The organism is Delftia sp. Lp-1 (genome assembly GCF_020523835.1).
GTDB classification, from domain to species: Bacteria; Pseudomonadota; Gammaproteobacteria; order Burkholderiales; family Burkholderiaceae_C; genus Comamonas; species Comamonas acidovorans.
In genome coordinates this window covers 1,590,878-1,607,149 of sequence record NZ_JAJALJ010000001.1, presented here as the reverse complement: position 1 = coordinate 1,607,149, position 16,272 = coordinate 1,590,878, and the positions used below count along the sequence as shown (strand labels likewise).

27 protein-coding genes are annotated in these 16,272 nt (G+C 61.1%); 15 read left to right on the top strand and 12 right to left on the bottom strand.

From position 1 onward, the window contains the following. The 6 genes from LGR64_RS06985 to LGR64_RS06960 all read right to left on the bottom strand — a co-directional run bounded on the left by LGR64_RS06985 (nt 1) and on the right by LGR64_RS06960 (nt 5,616). A complete protein-coding gene (locus LGR64_RS06985; protein ID WP_230355136.1) occupies nt 1-2,097 on the bottom strand; it encodes a phage terminase large subunit family protein in 2,097 nt (698 codons plus the stop codon). Beyond that, entirely contained in the window at nt 2,094-2,582 is a 489-nt protein-coding gene (locus tag LGR64_RS06980) for a hypothetical protein (RefSeq protein WP_230355135.1), read from the bottom strand. Before LGR64_RS06980 ends, LGR64_RS06985 begins: the two co-directional genes overlap by 4 nt. Before the next feature lie 199 nt (nt 2,583-2,781). Beyond that, nucleotides 2,782-3,852, bottom strand: a complete 1,071-nt coding sequence (locus LGR64_RS06975) for a YdaU family protein (protein ID WP_230355134.1) — start codon at nt 3,850-3,852, stop codon at nt 2,782-2,784. Nucleotides 3,853-3,876: 24 nt separating this feature from the next. Then, on the bottom strand, nt 3,877-4,218 hold the full coding sequence (locus LGR64_RS06970) for a hypothetical protein (protein ID WP_230355133.1): 342 nt from the start codon (nt 4,216-4,218) through the stop codon (nt 3,877-3,879). Nucleotides 4,219-4,235: 17 nt separating this feature from the next. Then, nucleotides 4,236-5,096, bottom strand: a complete 861-nt coding sequence (locus LGR64_RS06965) for a hypothetical protein (protein WP_230355132.1) — start codon at nt 5,094-5,096, stop codon at nt 4,236-4,238. Continuing rightward, nucleotides 5,086-5,616, bottom strand: coding sequence for a phage regulatory CII family protein (locus LGR64_RS06960; RefSeq protein WP_199136431.1), 531 nt, complete (start codon nt 5,614-5,616; stop codon nt 5,086-5,088). The genes LGR64_RS06965 and LGR64_RS06960 overlap by 11 nt, the downstream gene beginning before the upstream one ends. A 27-nt stretch (nt 5,617-5,643) precedes the next feature. On the opposite strand from LGR64_RS06960, the gene LGR64_RS06955 reads away from it, so the two are divergent. Continuing rightward, nucleotides 5,644-5,892 (top strand): hypothetical protein, encoded by a 249-nt coding sequence (locus tag LGR64_RS06955; RefSeq protein WP_230355131.1) that lies wholly within the window; start codon nt 5,644-5,646, stop codon nt 5,890-5,892. 3 nt (nt 5,893-5,895) lie between these two features. Here LGR64_RS06955 and LGR64_RS06950 read toward each other — a convergent pair whose 3' ends face one another. After that, nucleotides 5,896-6,153, bottom strand: coding sequence for a helix-turn-helix domain-containing protein (locus LGR64_RS06950; protein ID WP_230355130.1), 258 nt, complete (start codon nt 6,151-6,153; stop codon nt 5,896-5,898). 85 nt (nt 6,154-6,238) lie between these two features. Here LGR64_RS06950 and LGR64_RS06945 point away from each other — a divergent pair, with 85 nt between their 5' ends. Further along, a complete protein-coding gene (locus LGR64_RS06945; protein WP_230355129.1) occupies nt 6,239-6,748 on the top strand; it encodes a hypothetical protein in 510 nt (169 codons plus the stop codon). A gap of 221 nt (nt 6,749-6,969) precedes the next feature. On the opposite strand, the gene LGR64_RS06940 is transcribed toward LGR64_RS06945, so the two are convergent. After that, nucleotides 6,970-7,287 (bottom strand): helix-turn-helix domain-containing protein, encoded by a 318-nt coding sequence (locus tag LGR64_RS06940; protein ID WP_230355128.1) that lies wholly within the window; start codon nt 7,285-7,287, stop codon nt 6,970-6,972. Nucleotides 7,288-7,653: 366 nt separating this feature from the next. Here LGR64_RS06940 and LGR64_RS06935 point away from each other — a divergent pair, with 366 nt between their 5' ends. The 9 genes from LGR64_RS06935 to LGR64_RS06900 all read left to right on the top strand — a co-directional run bounded on the left by LGR64_RS06935 (nt 7,654) and on the right by LGR64_RS06900 (nt 11,377). Continuing rightward, nucleotides 7,654-8,178 carry a hypothetical protein gene (locus LGR64_RS06935; protein WP_230355127.1) on the top strand — a complete coding sequence of 175 codons (525 nt, stop codon included), beginning with the start codon at nt 7,654-7,656 and terminating at the stop codon, nt 8,176-8,178. Nucleotides 8,179-8,692: 514 nt separating this feature from the next. Further along, a complete protein-coding gene (locus LGR64_RS06930) occupies nt 8,693-9,028 on the top strand; it encodes a hypothetical protein (RefSeq protein ID WP_230355126.1) in 336 nt (111 codons plus the stop codon). Next, nucleotides 9,025-9,276 (top strand): hypothetical protein, encoded by a 252-nt coding sequence (locus tag LGR64_RS06925; RefSeq protein WP_097202172.1) that lies wholly within the window; start codon nt 9,025-9,027, stop codon nt 9,274-9,276. The genes LGR64_RS06930 and LGR64_RS06925 overlap by 4 nt, the downstream gene beginning before the upstream one ends. Nucleotides 9,277-9,304: 28 nt before the next feature. Then, complete coding sequence (locus tag LGR64_RS06920) at nt 9,305-9,538, top strand: hypothetical protein (protein WP_230355125.1); 234 nt, start codon at nt 9,305-9,307, stop codon at nt 9,536-9,538. Nucleotides 9,539-9,551: 13 nt separating this feature from the next. Beyond that, nucleotides 9,552-9,680 carry a hypothetical protein gene (locus tag LGR64_RS28540; RefSeq protein ID WP_255247323.1) on the top strand — a complete coding sequence of 43 codons (129 nt, stop codon included), beginning with the start codon at nt 9,552-9,554 and terminating at the stop codon, nt 9,678-9,680. Then, nucleotides 9,658-9,873 (top strand): hypothetical protein, encoded by a 216-nt coding sequence (locus LGR64_RS06915; RefSeq protein ID WP_230355124.1) that lies wholly within the window; start codon nt 9,658-9,660, stop codon nt 9,871-9,873. Before LGR64_RS28540 ends, LGR64_RS06915 begins: the two co-directional genes overlap by 23 nt. Nucleotides 9,874-9,898: 25 nt before the next feature. Beyond that, nucleotides 9,899-10,228, top strand: coding sequence for a hypothetical protein (locus tag LGR64_RS06910; protein ID WP_230355123.1), 330 nt, complete (start codon nt 9,899-9,901; stop codon nt 10,226-10,228). Then, complete coding sequence (locus LGR64_RS06905; RefSeq protein ID WP_230355122.1) at nt 10,225-11,064, top strand: HNH endonuclease signature motif containing protein; 840 nt, start codon at nt 10,225-10,227, stop codon at nt 11,062-11,064. Before LGR64_RS06910 ends, LGR64_RS06905 begins: the two co-directional genes overlap by 4 nt. Then, nucleotides 11,024-11,377: a hypothetical protein gene (locus LGR64_RS06900; protein WP_230355121.1), complete on the top strand. Its 354-nt coding sequence runs from the start codon at nt 11,024-11,026 to the stop codon at nt 11,375-11,377. The genes LGR64_RS06905 and LGR64_RS06900 overlap by 41 nt, the downstream gene beginning before the upstream one ends. 96 nt (nt 11,378-11,473) lie before the next feature. Here the strand turns inward: LGR64_RS06900 and LGR64_RS06895 are convergent, their stop codons facing one another. Beyond that, a complete protein-coding gene (locus LGR64_RS06895; protein ID WP_230355120.1) occupies nt 11,474-12,115 on the bottom strand; it encodes a hypothetical protein in 642 nt (213 codons plus the stop codon). Then, entirely contained in the window at nt 12,112-12,522 is a 411-nt protein-coding gene (locus LGR64_RS06890; protein WP_230355119.1) for a RusA family crossover junction endodeoxyribonuclease, read from the bottom strand. Before LGR64_RS06890 ends, LGR64_RS06895 begins: the two co-directional genes overlap by 4 nt. A gap of 216 nt (nt 12,523-12,738) precedes the next feature. On the opposite strand from LGR64_RS06890, the gene LGR64_RS06885 reads away from it, so the two are divergent. From LGR64_RS06885 to LGR64_RS06875, 3 genes are all read left to right on the top strand, one after another. Continuing rightward, on the top strand, nt 12,739-12,987 hold the full coding sequence (locus LGR64_RS06885) for a DUF7220 family protein (protein ID WP_230355118.1): 249 nt from the start codon (nt 12,739-12,741) through the stop codon (nt 12,985-12,987). Further along, entirely contained in the window at nt 12,984-13,844 is an 861-nt protein-coding gene (locus LGR64_RS06880) for a DNA adenine methylase (RefSeq protein WP_230355117.1), read from the top strand. Before LGR64_RS06885 ends, LGR64_RS06880 begins: the two co-directional genes overlap by 4 nt. 340 nt (nt 13,845-14,184) lie before the next feature. Beyond that, nucleotides 14,185-14,586 (top strand): BLUF domain-containing protein, encoded by a 402-nt coding sequence (locus tag LGR64_RS06875; protein ID WP_230355116.1) that lies wholly within the window; start codon nt 14,185-14,187, stop codon nt 14,584-14,586. Between the two features lie 80 nt (nt 14,587-14,666). On the opposite strand, the gene LGR64_RS06870 is transcribed toward LGR64_RS06875, so the two are convergent. Then, nucleotides 14,667-14,849, bottom strand: a complete 183-nt coding sequence (locus LGR64_RS06870; protein ID WP_157760139.1) for a hypothetical protein — start codon at nt 14,847-14,849, stop codon at nt 14,667-14,669. Between the two features lie 90 nt (nt 14,850-14,939). On the opposite strand from LGR64_RS06870, the gene LGR64_RS06865 reads away from it, so the two are divergent. Next, nucleotides 14,940-15,242, top strand: a complete 303-nt coding sequence (locus LGR64_RS06865) for a hypothetical protein (protein WP_230355115.1) — start codon at nt 14,940-14,942, stop codon at nt 15,240-15,242. Nucleotides 15,243-15,261: 19 nt separating this feature from the next. On the opposite strand, the gene LGR64_RS06860 is transcribed toward LGR64_RS06865, so the two are convergent. After that, on the bottom strand, nt 15,262-16,197 hold the full coding sequence (locus LGR64_RS06860; protein WP_230355114.1) for an HNH endonuclease: 936 nt from the start codon (nt 16,195-16,197) through the stop codon (nt 15,262-15,264). Nucleotides 16,198-16,272 lie beyond the last annotated feature (75 nt).

The window sequence follows — 16,272 nt, the reverse complement described above, 5'->3', positions numbered from 1 at the left end:
CTACCAGGAGCGGGAGAAACCGCCGTTGCGGCGAACGGGTGCCGCACGGCGCGGCGCGGGGGCCGACGCACGGGGCGCGGTGGTGATGGAAACGGGTGGCGCGTCCGACGTGGGCGCAGCCGTGGGAGCCGGCGGCGCCACGCTGGCGGGCGCTTCGGGTGGGCTGAAAAGGTCGCGGGCTGGCTGCACCATCTGCTCGACCTGCGCCCAGCGCGCATCGGTGTACTTGTGCAGGCCCTGGGCCATGGCCGCGTGGATGGCGTAGTTTCGGCAGTCCAGGTCCTCATTGCGCTGGCGGCGCTTGACCCAGCGGTAGGCCTCGCGGCCCTGGACCTTGGCCAGGATGCGCTGCTCTGCGGTCAGCTGCTCGAAGAACTCGCGCGGCAGATCCTCGCTGAAGTGCACGCACCCCGGGCCGGCGTCCGTGATCGCCAGCTGGCCCAGCAGCAGGTCCTTGGCGTTGTCCACGCCCACCAGCCAGAGCTTGATGCCCTGCTTGATCTTCTGGCCGCGCCAGTCCATGTCCTGCATGCTGGCCGGTCCCACGATGGGCCGGTTGTCGTTGTTGTCGCCCTTGATGGCGCGCAGGTTGGGCAGCATGTGCTGGTGCGTGCGGACATAGTTGTAGACCGCCTGTGTCTGGTCGGACGAGTCGATGCTGATGGCGCTCAGGCCCAGGCTGCCGCCGTGCCAGGCCTGGCGGTAACGGCGCTGCAGGTAGGCCGTCACGGGCGCCCAATCGCCTTCGCTGGATGGGTTGCCCTCGATGATGTGGCGGTCCACGATCCAGCTTTCCATGCCGCGCGCCCAGGCCCAAACGTTGATCTGCCACCAGGTGCGCTGCACGTCCACGCCAGCCGTCAGCACCAGGCCGCCGACGGGCACCGTGCCGATGGCATAGGGTTCGGCACGGGCCTGCAGCACATGGTCGTCAGTGCCCTCCCCCTTCAGTTCCCAGGCCTGGCCCAGCGTCTCGTTGGTGAACGAGGTCATGGGGCCTGCATCACCCTCCTGCAGGGCGCGGTGGGCCTTCTCGAACTCGTCCACGATGGACGCCCAGGTGCGCTGCGGGCTGTACGCGGCCCAGATGTGCACGCCCAGCGTGCGTGGGGGCCTGCATGGCGTGCCATCGGCAGCGCGCCAGATGCGGTCGGCGCCGAAGCGGCGGCCAGAACGCCGGCACACCCAGGCGCCCGTCAGCGGCCAGCCGCCCGGCAGGTACTCGGCCTGGCTGATGGACTCCCGGCAGTGGGGGCACATGTGGCGCACCGTCTCAGGCTTGCCGGCCTCCCACTTGAAGCCGTGCATGGCCTCCTTGCCGCCCCAGGTCAGCGGGTGCTCGGCCTCGCAGCGCGGGCACTCGATCAGGTAATCGACCTCATCCTCGGAATCTTCGCAGGCTCGGCTGACGTGGCACAGGCCCTTGATGCCGGGCGTGCTGCCGCCGATGAACTTGGGGTAAGGAGCGCCCTCCAGTCGGCCCTTGGCCAAGGTGCCGGGCGAGCCTGCCGACTTGTCCTTGCTGCCCCCGATGGTCTGGTCGAACGCGGTCCATTCGTCCAGGATGGCCACGGCCACCGTGATCCGGCGATAGGCCCGAGCCGCCTTGCCGCCCAGCAGGTGCAGCACGCTGTCGCGGAAAGGCTTGTACTTGATGGTCTCCTCGACCCGGCTGCCCTGCTTGCGGGCCGCGATCACCGAAGGCACGCCGTCCTTGCTGTCCAGCAGGGGCTCGATCTCGGTCTTGACGAAGCTGTCACGGTCATCGTCCGTGGGCTGCCACAGCGCCTGCTTGCGTCGGCGGTGCGCGATGTTGTAGCAGACGAAGGCCGTGATCATTTTCGAGTAGCCGACGCGCTTGGACTTCTTGACGGCCAGTTCCTCGATCCGGTCGTCGCTCATGAAGTCCAGAATGCCCACCTGGAACGGCCAGGCCACCCAACCGCCCTTCTGGTGGCTGGATTCGCCAGCCAGCAGGAAGTTGTCGGCAGCCCATTCGGACAGGGTCTGCGGCGGATCGGCCCGCAGGCTGGACAGGCCCAGCTGCACGGCGGCCTGGATGGCGGAAATCGCCTCTCTCGACAGGGGTGCGCTCAAAATGCGGCCTCCTCGTCCAGTTCATCCTCGTCGGGCGCCTCGGCCATGGCCGCCACGCGCTCGCCGATCAGCTTGGATGTGACCCGAATCCACTCGTTGCGGGCATCGGCCAGCACGCGCAGCACCGTGACACGGGCATCCTCGGGCAGATCCGGGCAGGCCTTGCGCAACTGACCCTCGATCTGGTCCATGCGGTCCACAACGGCCGAGCTGGCCAGACCCAACACGTCCGCCAAAGCACCGATGGGCGCGAATTCGCCACTGGAGACAGCGTTTTTCAGGTCCTGGGCCACACGTTGCGAACGCGCCAGCGCCGCACGTTCCTGGACCAGGTCCAGGCCACCCAAACCGGCCGAGGCACGCCCCGCCGCCTGGTCGCGCAGGCGCTCGCAGTAGGCGAGCAGCCATTCGTGGCCCGAATCGCCCCGGACGATCACGCCTTCGCTCACCAGCTGGCTCACGCGGGCCTCGCTGACACCGATCAAAGCAGCGAATTCTGCTTGCGAAATAGGAGCATCAAAGTAAGGCAGAACCTTCACTTAACCCCCTTAGGAAGGTTGCGCAACAGTCCGCACACGCGGCTCGAATTACCCGCTTCCAAGGGGGCCAAAAAGGACCCGCGATCCTGCCTATTTTTTGAGCACATCGAGAGGGACGCCGCCGCGCCGATGAGGGTGCGCACCGTCATGCCGACACCCCCTGACGCTCGGCCAGCAGCGCATGCACCGCCCCCTCGTAGTCCGCAAAAGCCCGCCGCAGGCCCTGCCCTGCGCGCGCATCGCACCAGTCGTCGTAGCCCGGCATGCCCAAGCTGGCCGCCATGCCCTCGACGCCGCTGCGTGTGTCCGCCCAGTTGTCGGGCTGCTGCCCCTCGCCAGCCGAAGATGCCAGCATCACCACGTCCTTCCAACGCTGCTCACGCACCCAGCGCAGCAGGCTGGGGCAGGCCTTGCCATCCTTCGCCGCCAGCAGTCCACGCTGCTGCTCAGCGGCAGCCAGCAGCTCCTCGGCCGTCACGTCGCCATGGGCGATGGCATCGGCCACGGCGTCGGCCACGTCCACCAACCGGGTGCGCCGATGCTCCGGGAAGCTGCCTGCAAGCGCTGTGGCGATAGCCAATCCACCGTTCGCCCCCCCTGCAGGGGGGTTGGGGGGTATGTATTGGTTTTGGTTCTGGTTCTGGTTACCCGTGTCATCGCCGTGACGAGGCGTGACACCACCCGTGACATCACCGTGACGTGGCGTGACATTGCCCGTATCACCACCAAGCCAGTCCGTGCCATTGAGCGTGACACTGGTATCTGTCACAACGATCCCATGCTGACGGCACAGGGCCATCAGTTCTGCCGCTTTCGCCTTGGCAGCAGGCACGACACCCAGAGCACGAAGCGCAGAAAAGATAGCACTACGCCTAGCCCTGCTGCGCTTCTGACGCAGGTGCTCATTGCTCTTGACCTCTTCGCGCCCCTCCTGCTGCTGGCGGAACTGGGCCACGATCTGCTCACATTCGTCGTTCTGATATCGGCCATCGGGCAGCAGCGTGAAAAACTCGGCCAGCACGAACTGCAGGGCATCGATCTCTTCCGGCGACCGGCACAGCAGGCGCCGAGCCAGCAGATCGAAGCTGGAGCCGTCCAACGCTGCCTCGGTGTCACAGTACATGTCACGCATGTCACGGTAGATGCCACGCTCCAGCCGTGACAAGTGCCGTGTCGCGGTGTTGAAGTCGCCGATGTGGTGGGGGTAGTGATTCATGCCTGCTCAACCTTCGATATCAATTCAGTCCGTCAACGTCGCCTGCTGCAGGCGGCAGCGCACAGGCTTGACCAGGCGATGCGGTGGCAGGGAGCAGGCCCGCGCCGCCACCTCCTCCACGCGCTTGGCCGCGACCAGGGCATTTACCGTGCTGGCCACGCTGGAGATCTCCAGCCATTCGCCCGTGCACTCGTTGTGGAAGTCCCGCAGCTCGCGCCGGCTCAGGGCAGGCTGCCCCCGGCGGTGGGCCTCGGCCAGGCTGCTGTACAGCCGTTCGTTGAGGCGCACCCGCGTGGCATTGCCAATGGCGGAGAAAGAATCCGCCTTGGTGTCATGCGAGGTCACCTGATGCGTGATGTGTTGCATGTCTATCTCTCCTGATATCAGCCCTGACTGGCTTTCTTGAATGCGTCGTAGACGCGGCCACGGACCCAGCGGGGAATCAGCTCATCGACGCCCGAGCGCTTGCGCACCGCTTCCAGGCTGATGCGGGGCTTGTAGTTGCCGCTGCGCACGAACATCAGCACCGCGCGCACGTCAGCGCCGCCCGTACCCGAAATGGCCCAGATGCCTGGGCCCAAGTTGGATACGCGTTGGTCGTACTCGCCGCGCGCCGTGGTCCGGGCGCCGCCGCGCAGGGGGCCATATGCGACGATGAACCGGATGCCTTTCACAGGCCCCATGAACCGAACGCCCTTGCCACCGCGCTGGTGCAGAGCGTTCTTGCGGCCCTGGGACATATTTGCCCTGTAACCCTGCTCGCCAAACGCTTGGAAATACGCGATAAGTTGGACCAGCACCGAGCCTTTGAGATTGCCGCGCCCATCATCAGTACCCGGATACGGCCCGCCGTACCTGTCGGCTGGAATTGCAGTCTGATATCCGTTAGGAAGAATCCCGGCGCGCCGCAGAGCCACCTCACTTCGCTTGTCGCGGCGCCGCCCGCCGTCCTCCTGCGCGGCGAGGATCTGCTGCGGGTCCACACCCTTGCCGCCCATGTAGGTAGGCGCCACCAGGGCATTGAGATCGCCGGCCGTGGCCTTCTTGACCACCTGCACGGACTGCAGCACGTAGCCTGTGGGTCTGTCAAAAACGCTCTGCATTTCAGAGCGCATGGAATTCTTGACCCGGCCAGCACCCATGTTGATGGCCTCGGCCGTGGCCTGAGCAATCTGCCCACCATCCAGGCCGGCAAGGGCACGCTTGTATCGGGCACCGCCCTCAGGCTTGATATCAATACGCATTGCCACCTCCAGGGGTGGCAGCCAGGCGCTGCTGTGCCGAGCGGGCCAGGTACTGCGCCATGACCGTGAGTTCCTGCACCTGGCGATCCAGGCGCCGCACGGCATTGCGCGACGGCTGCCGGTGCGCATCAGCTGCGGCGCGCGTGACCTCGGCCACGGCGGACTGGAAATGCATGAAGGCCTCCACCGGATCGCCCTCGGCCTGGTCTGGCAGGGTGCGCCGGCACTCGAAACCGAGTTCGCTGGCCATTGCATGCAGCACCGCTGCATTGCCCGTCACCACCTGCAACCGCACGGATTCGCGCAACGTCAGGTGGTGGGTGTCGTTGTTGGTGTTGAGCTTGTGCTGCAGCGTGCCGGCGTTGATGCCCATGCGCACCGCCAGGGCCTTGATGCCGCCCTGACTGGTCTGCGCGATCAGATAAGCCGCGTCGAGCACGTCCATGCCGGCGGCAATGTCGGCTTGAGGCTCACTTTCGACATAGCCAGGGGCGATGCCAACTGAGAAAGTTGCACTCATCAGCACAACCCCTTGCGAGCCATCGACATGACCCACAGCACAACACCCGCAACGCCCACAGCAGACAACATCGGCAGCCCCCAATGGGCGCAGGCCCTGGAGCTGTTCCTGGGCCAGATGATCGAAGTCCTGGAGGGCGAAGGCCGAGCCGGTTTCAGCGCGGCCGCGGTAGCCCGCTGGAGCGAGCTGTGCTGCCGGCGCATGCAGGAGACTGGGAGCGCAGCGCCGGAGGTGATTGCACAGCTGCGAGCACTAGTCGCACAAACCACGCGATGAGCTTTAGGCATGTGAAGCCTCGCCTACGCTCCGTGCTTCGCCTGTGCAGGTAGGCAACTCGACATCGCCATACACATGCTCCAGCGATATGGCGAGACCAAGCCCACGAGCGAACTCAACGATCCGCCGGGCGCGACCAGGCGACGGCTCAGTCTGACCACGCTCGTACTGGGCGATGTTGCTTTGAGTGCAACCAATCCCATCAGCAAATGCCTGCTGAGTGATCTGCAGAAGCGCGCGTATAGCTTTAACGTTGCTCATCGCAACATAGTAGCGCCACTTCTAGACAAGGTCAACAGTGGCACTTCTTTGCGAATTCGAGTAGTTCTACTACTGTCAAAGAGTCATGACCAACAGGAAAGCCATCGTCACCGACGAGCACCGCCAGGAGGCGCTGCTGCTCGCCGACTTGTGGGAACGCCTCCCGCACACTAGCCAAGCGGTCTTCGGGGAGCAGCACGGCATCGGCAGCCAGAGTGCTGTCGGCCAATTTCTGCGAGGAGACACACCTCTTAGCCTGAAGGCGGCTGCTGGATTCGCAGAAGGCTTAGGTTGCAAAATTAGAGATTTCAGCCCCAGACTGGCTGAACAAGCAATTCACTTTGCCGGTCTTGCTGGAACAAGTGATTTGCCAGCAAGCATTGCAGATCTGAGCAAATTTGAGATTCAGTTGATACTAATGGTCAGGTCGATGACTAAAGAGTCTGTCGATGCAATTAGTAAGCTTGCTCAAGAGCTTTATAAAAGCTCACAGCATGCCATCGCCCCTTCCGAATCTTCTCCTCTTGGGACACCTGCCAAGCCCAAATCAGTCAAATCAGCTAGTAAGCGACACAAAGAAACGGCTGATCACTAGCTCAGTGGCGAATGATCCTACCGCGCGAGCATTGTGGATCATCGTGCCACTGACATGCGGGGATGTACATGGTGGAACGCTCCTTGATGAGCGCACCCAGTGCGATCAACTCCTCAAGCTCTTGAGCGGTAATCCGTTCCGCCAATCTAGCAACAGCCTGAATATATACATCAGTGACGAACCGAGGAGTCGGCAATTTCTCCTGGTAGTTCTCTATTAGTTCAGCTATTTGCGTCGCATCTTTCGCCATTTTTCATTCTTTCAAATAGTGGCTGGGTTAGGCGCTGCTTTTGCAAAAATTCACTAAATTGCACTTGCTCGAAGGGTTGACCAAACAATAACGAGTGTGCGCAGGCGCAGTAAAGAATCGCCAAATCACCGAGCTGAATAGCAGTGGGACAACTCAATCCTCTCTCCCACTTGGAGACCACCTGCCTAGAAACCCGCAACGTATCTGCTGCATGCTCTTGCGATAGACATGCCGCCTGGCGAGCAGACTTCAAACGTTGGCCAAGAAAGAGCTTTAGGTCAGTGGTCATGTGTATACCTGTTCTTTTATACAGTGTTGCACAGCCCTACATCGAAAGCAACCCCTTCATGCATATGCAACCCAGCGTTGCGCAACGCTGGGTTGCGCAACGCAACGCAAGGTTGCGCAACGCCAAGTTGCACTACTGGAATCGAACCGCCAACACTGAAAACATTGCTACAGATTTATTTTTTCAGCTCAAATAGAAGTGGCACTGTTGCAATAACTAAGAAGTGCCGCTACTATCACCCCTGTGCCGCGACTTCGCTGCACGGGCACCATGGCATCGACCGGGCAAGCCCCGCCCCTTAACAAGAGAGTGGTGACAGCTGCGCGCTTGCTACCATCCCCCTACGCAACCAGACGAGGGGGACAGATGGCTTTGATCAAGTGTGCGGAGTGCAGCAAGGAAATCAGCGACAAGGCCGCCGCCTGCCCAGGCTGCGGTGCTCCAGTGACCCCACCAAGCAGCAGCCCACCCGAGCGCAATAACGAGGGGGCCTATGCCAACATCTGGCCCGACATGGAGAGATCTGGGTCAGCAAAAGGCAAGGGTTTACTTGGGCTGGCTGGAGCAGTTGCAGCGGCCTTCGTGGCCTACTCCTGCGTGTCTGCAGGCAGCGATGCCAACGGACCCATGAAAGAGACGAAGGCCCTGGCCCTTTGCCGGGAGGCCATACGCACGTTCGCCAAAGACCCGAGCAATGCCAAGGTGCCCTCTGCCGGCGCCACCACCTACGGTGAAACTCACCTCTTCACCTGGGCCATCGGCAAAAACGAAGTCCGCTTGCGCAACGGCTTCGGCATGGAAGTTCCTGCCAGTGTTTCCTGCTCCGTGAACTTCATGACTCGCAAGGTCACTTCGCTGACTATCAACGGCGAACGGGTTTTCGGCAGCTGACACGTCACCACTCTCGCCCTGCGAAATAAACAAGACCAGCACCCCACGCTGTGAAGCATGGGGCTGCCTTCGGAGCCCTGCTTTCGCCCAGGCCGGCAGGCGCCCACTCCAATCACTGGAGCTGCGGCGCGAAGACCTGAAAACCCCCTTGCGGCCCAGCGTGGCCGATTTCACCGAGCGCGTGACTACGACCGCCAGGGGATGACCTCGTCTATCGAGGCGCCCACACACCGCAGCCATGGCGGGTAATGGCTGAAGCACTGCCGGCTGTCGGGCTGACCGCCAGCAGCGCGCCCGCCCTGCGCAACGCAGGGCAAACCCAAGCGTCTTGGGTTGCAGGGCGCTTCGGTTTGATGCCGCGCCATCCGCCTTCTGGGCACTTCGCTTTTGGATGTCATATGCGGCCTTCTTTTCGCCGGGCCTGGGTTTCTCGCTTCGCAACCACCAGCCATCTCGCCCACGCAGCCACCACGCGGCACCGGCCCTTTTCTTCGTCCACCACTGGAGATCTGCCATGGCAAATGCCATCCCACCGCGCCGCCCTCCACGCAAAGCCACGGTCGAGCATCTGGGCATCGCGCTCCCAAAAACACCGCCTGACTACGACACGTCAAAGGGCCGATTCTGGATCGCCGCTTACTTCCGCCATGCAGCTCGGGAAACAGCAATTGAGAGCCTCATCCAGCAGAAAAGGCGCCGCGACGGCATCACGACTGACGCACTGCATTTCGCGGCTGTCCTGATTCATGAGCGCGCCAGCGAAGCCCTGTCGCACGCGCTGAAAGAGGGGTTCCTGCTCTTCGCCTGGTCTGGGACGAGGTATTTCGAGGCATGCCCAGACCAGCCATGAGCCCTCCCTATCCCGAGACACCGCCCCCAACCCCTGCCGGGCCGTTCTGGCTGGCCACCTACTTCCGCGACCTGGCCGAAGGCGCCGTGATGGAGCGCGAGAGCGGCGGCCAACCCCTGATCTGGAGCGCATGCGCGCTGCTGAGCAACGCGGGATATGCGGCGCTGGACGAGGCCAGGCACAGCGGAATGCTGCTCTACGCCTGGTGCGGCACCACCTTCTTTGACCAACCAACGGCCCGCCACTGAGCGGGCCGTTTGCATGCCGGAGACCCACATGCAACTTGCCCGCATCACCCGCCCCTCCACGCCGATCACTGATCAGGCCTTTGTCTACCGCCGCAGCGAACACACCAACGTGGCCCAGACCTTCGCCAGGGCGCGCGAGCAGCTGGCCAGCTCCGCAGCTGCTGCCACTCCTTCCAAGCGCCGCAGCCGCAAGGCCAGCGCAGCCGATGCGCCCGCCGCAACCAAGCTCCAGCAGATCCCGCTGGAACTGCCATCCCTCTGATCACTGGAGCCACATGCGCACCTTCACCATCAAATGCGGCTGCACGCAGCAGCAATTCGTCGGCGCCTGCACGCAAGACGCATGCGCCTGGGCGCTGGAGCAATTTGGAGACCGGCCCTATGTCGTCATCTGCCACCGCTGACCGCGACCACCACTGGGCCAGCGATTGGCACTATGCGCTGCGCCACGCCCTCGCGCTGGCCGATGCCCACGCCCTGGCAGCACAGCACGCCAGCAGGCCACCCATCACCCAGCGTGCCGCATGGGCTGTCCAGTTCGACCGCTCGCGCGACCAGATCCACCGCCTTCTGCACCTTGACGGCACCCCGTCCTGACCCAGCCACTTCACAGGAGACCACCATGGCCCGCCAAATCATCATTGCCATTTCCGCCGACGACGAGGGCCGTGTTGCCCTGACCACCAACCTGCCCCGCCCGGTGCCGGGGCGCGGCCTACAGACCGAGGACGCGGCCGCACTGGAGCTACTTCGCATGGCCCAGCACCTGCCCAACCTCGAAACCACCACCTACGACGCCAGCCACCTGGCGCCTGATGTGGCCGAGGCCTTCGACCTGATCCGCGAGCTGATCAACCCTGATGGCTACGGCTACTCCGTCACCGCCGAAGTCGGCAACCACGCACGCCGCGTGCTGCAGATCAAGGGGCTGCAGGTCGGTCTCCCGCTATGAGCAAGAACACGCCATGGCGGGCCGAGGATGACGCGTACCTGCGCGCGCACTACCCCACCCAGCCCACGGCTGCCGTCGCTGCGCAACTGCAGCGCTCGGCCAGGCATGTGCAGCAGCGCGCCTATGACCTGGGCGTGAAAAAGGCACCCGGCGCCAAGACCCTGCGCACCGGCCGCTGGACGCACCTTGATGACCTGCTGCAGCTGCTGTATGCCGACATGCTCAACGAGGACCTGTGCGAGCTGCTGGGCATGCCCAGGCAGGACATCGCCACAAGGGCCAGCCGCCTGGGCCTGCACAAGTCCCCTGCGGTGCTGACCCAGACCTACCGCGCTTCCATGCTGCGCCAGGGCCAGAGGCAGGGACAGTTCACCGCAGGGTTCAAGCCGTGGAACAAGGGGAAGCACGGGTACAGCGTGGAGCAGGGAAAAAGCCATTTCAAGGCCGGCAACAGGCCGCCGACCTGGGTGCCTGTGGGTACCGAGCGCTGGACCACACCGCCCCGAGCGCTGCCACATGCAGCCCGCTACCTCAAGCGCAAGGTGGCCGAGCCAAACCGCTGGGCGCTGGTGCACCGCATCGTGTGGGAGCAGCACCACGGTCCCATCCCAGAGGGACATGCCGTCATCTTCCATGACGGCGACACCTCGAATATCGACATCAACAACCTGCGATGCATCTCACGCGCAGAGCTGTCCCGCAGCAACGGGGCCGCCGTCCCCATCGACCTGCTGCCCGTGTGGGAACTCACACGCCAGCTGGACCAAGAGATCAAGGAATTTGAGAAAGCCGAGCATGACCACCACCACCACGGACACACAGCCCACGCCGCCTGAAACCAGCGGCATGGGCCAGCTGCAATCGCTGCTGCTCCAGACCATCAAGGATCTGCGCAACGGCTCCACCACGCCGCAGATCGCCCGCGCCATCACCGACATCGGCCAGACCTTGGTGGCCAGCTCCCGCGCAGAGATCGAGTTTGCGCGCATCACCAAGGCTTCGCGCGTCGGGTTTCTTGACTCGCCAGCGCTGCTGGCTGCGCTCCCAAAGCCCACAGCAGACGGGTCCGGCCACACCACGCCATTGCCACCGGGCCAGCACTGGCAAGGCCTCATCCACCGCACCAGCGACGAGGAGCCAACTGGATGAAATAGCTCCAGCCCATAGGCTCCGTTTGTCAGAAAGGAATTTAATTCTCAGCAGAAATGCCAAAATCCCGAAAGTTAAAAACGTTCATATCAACAATTAACTTGCAGCTATTAATTTCTTCGTAAGGGACAAGAGTTCCAAAATATCATTACGAGAAATCTTGAAATTAACATTATGAGTCGCTTGATTTCTAAGTTCAAGAAAACTCTTAGCCTGAGAGAGTTCATTGAAATTAATTACTCCTTCAGAATATGCAGTATTTAGCACAGAAAGGTCACTTCGACGAGCTATTTCCACTGAATTTTCATCGATACGCAACAGCAACGCATATATATATGCATTCCACAATGTAACTATTACAAAATCTTCAGATCCGGGTGTTTTTAGAAAATCCTCGACCTTTTCCACTAATCCGACGATCTGATCTAAACGCGCCCTGTCACGGAAGGTACTTTCTTCCAAATCGTCAGGCAAGGTCACAAGCTTAAAACTCCAACCCGGGTGAGCAGAAGCAGTTTTGGATACTTTCAAAAACAATTCGGAATTCACCTTAATCCTAGACCGCTTAATTTCCACAATCATCTTCTTATCTCCCTTAACCGCAAGGATATCGGGACGGTATCCGTGTAAATCAAACGGTATTAACGAAAGATCGGGCTCAATTGTTACCGAATACCCTTCTCCTTCAAGCTTATCAGCCACAGCACGTGCTGCGATAATATCTGCAACTAGCGTCATACAAACTCCTCAGATAATTCGCGAGATTTAGAGATCGCAATGTAGACACAAGGCATCCCGTCTATAACCGCCAAAGAAAGCTGATCAGGAAGACCATCAATAGCAATTGGCTCACTTAAAACACGCTTATGAGCCGACACATCCATCACCAAGTCATCATCTGCATAAACTAAAGAATTTAACGCGTCTTGCACCGGTTTTACAAAATTATTTATATCACCCTCATCGTCAGCTTCAGCCAAGAAAACCATGGTGAATTTTAACGATATTCCGTAAATAGGTGTTCGTGTCCACACCAAACGAGCACGTGAATATACGAAATCCTTCCACAAATCAAGATTGGCTTTATTTTTGGCCTGATGCGATACAGGCTTGCGAGGCAACAAGAATTCAACAAATAAGGTCATCTTCAGATCTAAATGGTTAGAACTCTATCCTGCAATTACAATTCAATATTATTTTTCAAGTAGTTTCACGCAAGTTATTCTATAACATCCACAGCTACAACAGTCATAAATAGTCAAATCCCTGTTCCACCATTCCTGTACACCGCAATACAGATTGATCAACTTCAAGCCCGACCGGTGCAAGCCGCTCGGGCTTTTTTGTTTCTGGAGCCACCCATGAACCAAACCCGCCTGGGCTCGCTGATAGAGACCCTGATGAACGTGACCATCGGGCTGCTGGTCAGCATCGTGGCAAACGCCCTGGTGTTCCCCCGCTTCGGCTTCGCGCCCAGCCTGGGCGAGAACGTGGCCATCAGCCTGATCTACACGGCCATCTCCATCGCTCGCCAGTATGTGCTGCGCCGGTGGTTCAACGCTCGGCTGCAGCGCGCGGCGGCCAGGATGGCAGAGGCTGTCAGCGCATGAGCCACGTCACATCCCCCGCCCTGCGCTACCACGGCGCCAAGTTCCGGCTGGCGCCCTGGGTGCTCCAGCACTTCCCCGAGCACCGTTGCTACGTCGAGCCCTTCGGCGGCGCGGCCGGCGTGCTGCTGCAAAAGCCCCGGGCGTACGCCGAGGTCTACAACGACCTGGACGACGACATCGCCAACTTCTTCCGCGTGCTGCGCGACCCTGGCCAGTCCGAACGGCTTATCCAGTTGCTGCACCTCACGCCATACGCGCGGGCCGAGTTCGACCTGTCTTATCAAGACTGCGAGGAGCCCGTGGAGCGCGCCAGGCGCACCGCCGTGCGGGCATGCATGGGCTTCGGCTCTGCCGGCGCCACAAAGGGAGTGACGGGCTTCCGCATTGACACTGCCAGGCCCTACGGCACGGCCCAGCACCTATGGAGCCGCTACCCCGGCCAGCTGCCGCCCATCATCGAGCGCCTGCAGGGCGTGCTGATCGAGAACAGGCCTGCCATCGAGGTCATGCAGCAGCACGACACGCCCGACACCCTGCATTTCGTGGACCCGCCCTATGTGTTCGGCACGCGCTCGCTGCGCAACGTGGCCCAGGGATGCTACCGGCACGAGATGACGGACGAGCAGCACCTGGAGCTGCTGGGCGTACTGCGAGGCCTGCGCGGCATGGTCGTGCTCAGCGGCTACCCATCGGAGCTTTACGAGCGCGAGCTGGCCGACTGGCAGGCCCACACCACCGGCGCCCGCATCTCTGCTGGCCGTGGCACAGCGGTCAAAACCGAAGTGCTGTGGCTCAACCCAGAGTGCCAGCAGCGCCTAGCCGTGCCACCCGCCGTGCAGCAAGCGCTCGGGATCTAGCTCGAGCAATTCTCCTGCCAGGCCGGCCATGACAAGCCTCCAACTGGATCAACAGCGAGGACCGCGGGCAATTCCTGATCGAATCGGCCAAATGTTAGGCGAGGGGCTGCCGATACACCAAGCAAGGAGGTGCGCGCCAAGTCTAGGCGGTACCTCAAGCCCCTGGAAGCGCACACCAGGGGCTTTTTCTTTGGAGACTGATGCTTCCAAACCGGGCGGAGGGCAAAGACCGTGCCCAACCCGTGCCCATAAAATTTAAATCTGTAATTCCACAAAATACCCACAAAGGGGAATAGTTTGCAACTACTATTTCTTTCCACTTTATGAAAGAGAGAGAAGCATGGGCACCAATCTGCTCGAATGCTTTCTGTACCAGAGCAAACTCGCTCCTGGTGTCGATGCAACCTGTGTCGCGCAGATCGTCAAAACAGCCCGAGCCTTCAACGAAAAAGCCCAGATCACAGGCATCTTGGTGTTCGACGGCGAGTTCTTCTGCCAGTACATCGAAGGGCCCAGCCATCAAGTCCAAAACTTGATTTCGTTGCTGTCCAGTGATCCCCGGCATACGGACTTCACCCCTCTGCTACACCTCCATCAGCAGCCGTACCGCAAGTTCAGCAAATGGACCATGGCCTACCACTTGGTAGACGACGCGGAAGTGCTCGAGGGGATCGGTACCCGCCCTGGCGAGCTTGCTCTGCAAAAGCTCCAGGACCTGATACCGCAACTCGACACTGACTGAAGAGCCGGCCCCAGCCGGTTTTTTTACGCCCAGATCCAAGACAGCGCATGGGCGCTGTCCTGACACATCCCCTTCCTGAATCAGTCGCTGGCCAATACGCGTCGCAGTACGTCGGCAACGCCAGGTTCAAAAGTAAGCGTTCCGATCTCATTCTCCAGCATCCAAATCCCGGCCTTTTCGCGCAGCGACTCTTGAGCGGCTGGGCCCGATGCAGCTGCTTGGCGCTCAAGAGAAAGAACCAGTTGCAGGTGTAGCGTTTCCATGATGTAGCTCCAACGTAAATAGACATCAACCAGTTAATTCTTGCGTCACGACTTGTTCGGTGGTGCACCGTTAACCAGATTTTTCGCTCTATGAACACGATCGAATTCGGCGACTGCCGAGACACCATGCGCGCCTGGGCGGCCCAAGGCGTCCGCGCCCAGATGTGCGTCACGTCGCTGCCCTACTTCGGACTGCGCGACTACGGCCATGCCGGCCAGTTGGGCCTGGAGCAGACGCTGGATCAGTACATCGCGGCCATGGTTCGCGCTCCGGGCCGATGGTTGTATCTGCGCCAGGACATCGAGGCCTCGTCCGCACCGCCCACGGCCAGGCCCAGGCGCCGCGCCACACAACCACCCGAACCAGAGCCCGCACAACGCGGGCTTTTTTGATGGCCGTCCCCAACGGGGCTCAACCCTGCTGCTTATGGAGCTTCGCCCGATGAATCTCGAGATACCGCCGCTGTATTGTTGTGAATGGCCCCACATTCTTCTGCGAGTCCAGACCCCAGCCATGCATGGCACTCACCACCCACGCGCCGGCAGTGATGATTTGCCCATCGTCCGTGAAGCTGATCAGGTGGCGATCGAACAGGCGGTCAACGTGAGGTGAAAGCAGCAGCCCGTTGTGTCCATCCAGCCGCTCGTCGTTCGTGGAATCCTTCCAGGACTTGATATGGCTGGCCACCAAAAGCCGGGGGTCTGAAACTCCAGTAAGGCGGCAGTGCTTCTCAATCTGCATGAGTTTGGTGCGATAGATGCCTTGCCCGCGGCGGGCTTTTACCAACTGCTCAATCTCTGTGGCGGACAGCGTGGTGGATGCGCTGAGCTCCTGCTGGACCTGATCCTCTTCCAGTTCCATAACCTGCTGAACGTGGAGTTCCAGCGCTGCGTCGTTGGCCCTGCCTGCAAGGCCCAGAATCTTCTCGCCCAGTGCTTGAGATACCGATGCAAGGTACATCGCTTGATTGCCATTTCCGTTGGCACGGATGGGCGAGTACTTCTCTGGCAGATCGCTGGCCAAAACTTCCATGTGTTGCTTGGGCCGAACCGGGCTCTGGAGCCGCTCCCACGCGACAGGCACCAGCCACCCATCTGCGTGCCACGCGTCGCCGGCCTTACCGAAATCTTCGGGCTTGCCTGCGTCTCGGTATCCGGAAGTGGCCACGCCAATCGCTTTGACCTGGCAGTCTGCATACGAGATCACCGTGTCGCCCTTCTTCACCAGGCGCAAGTTCTCATAGGCTTGGTGGTAGCCGCCGTTGGCCTTGCGCTGAGGGCTCCAGATGTACCCGCCTTCGATCTCGGACTTGAAAGTCTGTTTGTGATTGACCCACCAATACGCCATTGCCCTCTCCTTTTCGGCAGAGAGGGTAAGCCATTTGTCCTGACATCGCCCGCATTCGCGGGCTTTTTCATGTCC

Bases quoted from the DNA above. Each gene is read 5' to 3' on its own strand.
- LGR64_RS06975 (WP_230355134.1), bottom strand. From the start codon at position 3,852: ATGAATCACTACCCCCACCACATCGGCGACTTCAACACCGCGACACGG.
- LGR64_RS06970 (WP_230355133.1), bottom strand. From the start codon at position 4,218: ATGCAACACATCACGCATCAGGTGACCTCGCATGACACCAAGGCGGAT.
- LGR64_RS06965 (WP_230355132.1), bottom strand. From the start codon at position 5,096: ATGCGTATTGATATCAAGCCTGAGGGCGGTGCCCGATACAAGCGTGCC.
- LGR64_RS06960 (WP_199136431.1), bottom strand. From the start codon at position 5,616: ATGAGTGCAACTTTCTCAGTTGGCATCGCCCCTGGCTATGTCGAAAGT.
- LGR64_RS06955 (WP_230355131.1), top strand. From the start codon at position 5,644: ATGACCCACAGCACAACACCCGCAACGCCCACAGCAGACAACATCGGC.
- LGR64_RS06950 (WP_230355130.1), bottom strand. From the start codon at position 6,153: ATGAGCAACGTTAAAGCTATACGCGCGCTTCTGCAGATCACTCAGCAG.
- LGR64_RS06945 (WP_230355129.1), top strand. From the start codon at position 6,239: ATGACCAACAGGAAAGCCATCGTCACCGACGAGCACCGCCAGGAGGCG.
- LGR64_RS06940 (WP_230355128.1), bottom strand. From the start codon at position 7,287: ATGACCACTGACCTAAAGCTCTTTCTTGGCCAACGTTTGAAGTCTGCT.
- LGR64_RS06935 (WP_230355127.1), top strand. From the start codon at position 7,654: ATGGCTTTGATCAAGTGTGCGGAGTGCAGCAAGGAAATCAGCGACAAG.
- LGR64_RS06930 (WP_230355126.1), top strand. From the start codon at position 8,693: ATGGCAAATGCCATCCCACCGCGCCGCCCTCCACGCAAAGCCACGGTC.
- LGR64_RS06925 (WP_097202172.1), top strand. From the start codon at position 9,025: ATGAGCCCTCCCTATCCCGAGACACCGCCCCCAACCCCTGCCGGGCCG.
- LGR64_RS06920 (WP_230355125.1), top strand. From the start codon at position 9,305: ATGCAACTTGCCCGCATCACCCGCCCCTCCACGCCGATCACTGATCAG.
- LGR64_RS28540 (WP_255247323.1), top strand. From the start codon at position 9,552: ATGCGCACCTTCACCATCAAATGCGGCTGCACGCAGCAGCAATTCGTC.
- LGR64_RS06915 (WP_230355124.1), top strand. From the start codon at position 9,658: ATGTCGTCATCTGCCACCGCTGACCGCGACCACCACTGGGCCAGCGAT.
- LGR64_RS06910 (WP_230355123.1), top strand. From the start codon at position 9,899: ATGGCCCGCCAAATCATCATTGCCATTTCCGCCGACGACGAGGGCCGT.
- LGR64_RS06905 (WP_230355122.1), top strand. From the start codon at position 10,225: ATGAGCAAGAACACGCCATGGCGGGCCGAGGATGACGCGTACCTGCGC.
- LGR64_RS06900 (WP_230355121.1), top strand. From the start codon at position 11,024: ATGACCACCACCACCACGGACACACAGCCCACGCCGCCTGAAACCAGC.
- LGR64_RS06895 (WP_230355120.1), bottom strand. From the start codon at position 12,115: ATGACGCTAGTTGCAGATATTATCGCAGCACGTGCTGTGGCTGATAAG.
- LGR64_RS06890 (WP_230355119.1), bottom strand. From the start codon at position 12,522: ATGACCTTATTTGTTGAATTCTTGTTGCCTCGCAAGCCTGTATCGCAT.
- LGR64_RS06885 (WP_230355118.1), top strand. From the start codon at position 12,739: ATGAACCAAACCCGCCTGGGCTCGCTGATAGAGACCCTGATGAACGTG.
- LGR64_RS06880 (WP_230355117.1), top strand. From the start codon at position 12,984: ATGAGCCACGTCACATCCCCCGCCCTGCGCTACCACGGCGCCAAGTTC.
- LGR64_RS06875 (WP_230355116.1), top strand. From the start codon at position 14,185: ATGGGCACCAATCTGCTCGAATGCTTTCTGTACCAGAGCAAACTCGCT.
- LGR64_RS06870 (WP_157760139.1), bottom strand. From the start codon at position 14,849: ATGGAAACGCTACACCTGCAACTGGTTCTTTCTCTTGAGCGCCAAGCA.
- LGR64_RS06865 (WP_230355115.1), top strand. From the start codon at position 14,940: ATGAACACGATCGAATTCGGCGACTGCCGAGACACCATGCGCGCCTGG.
- LGR64_RS06860 (WP_230355114.1), bottom strand. From the start codon at position 16,197: ATGGCGTATTGGTGGGTCAATCACAAACAGACTTTCAAGTCCGAGATC.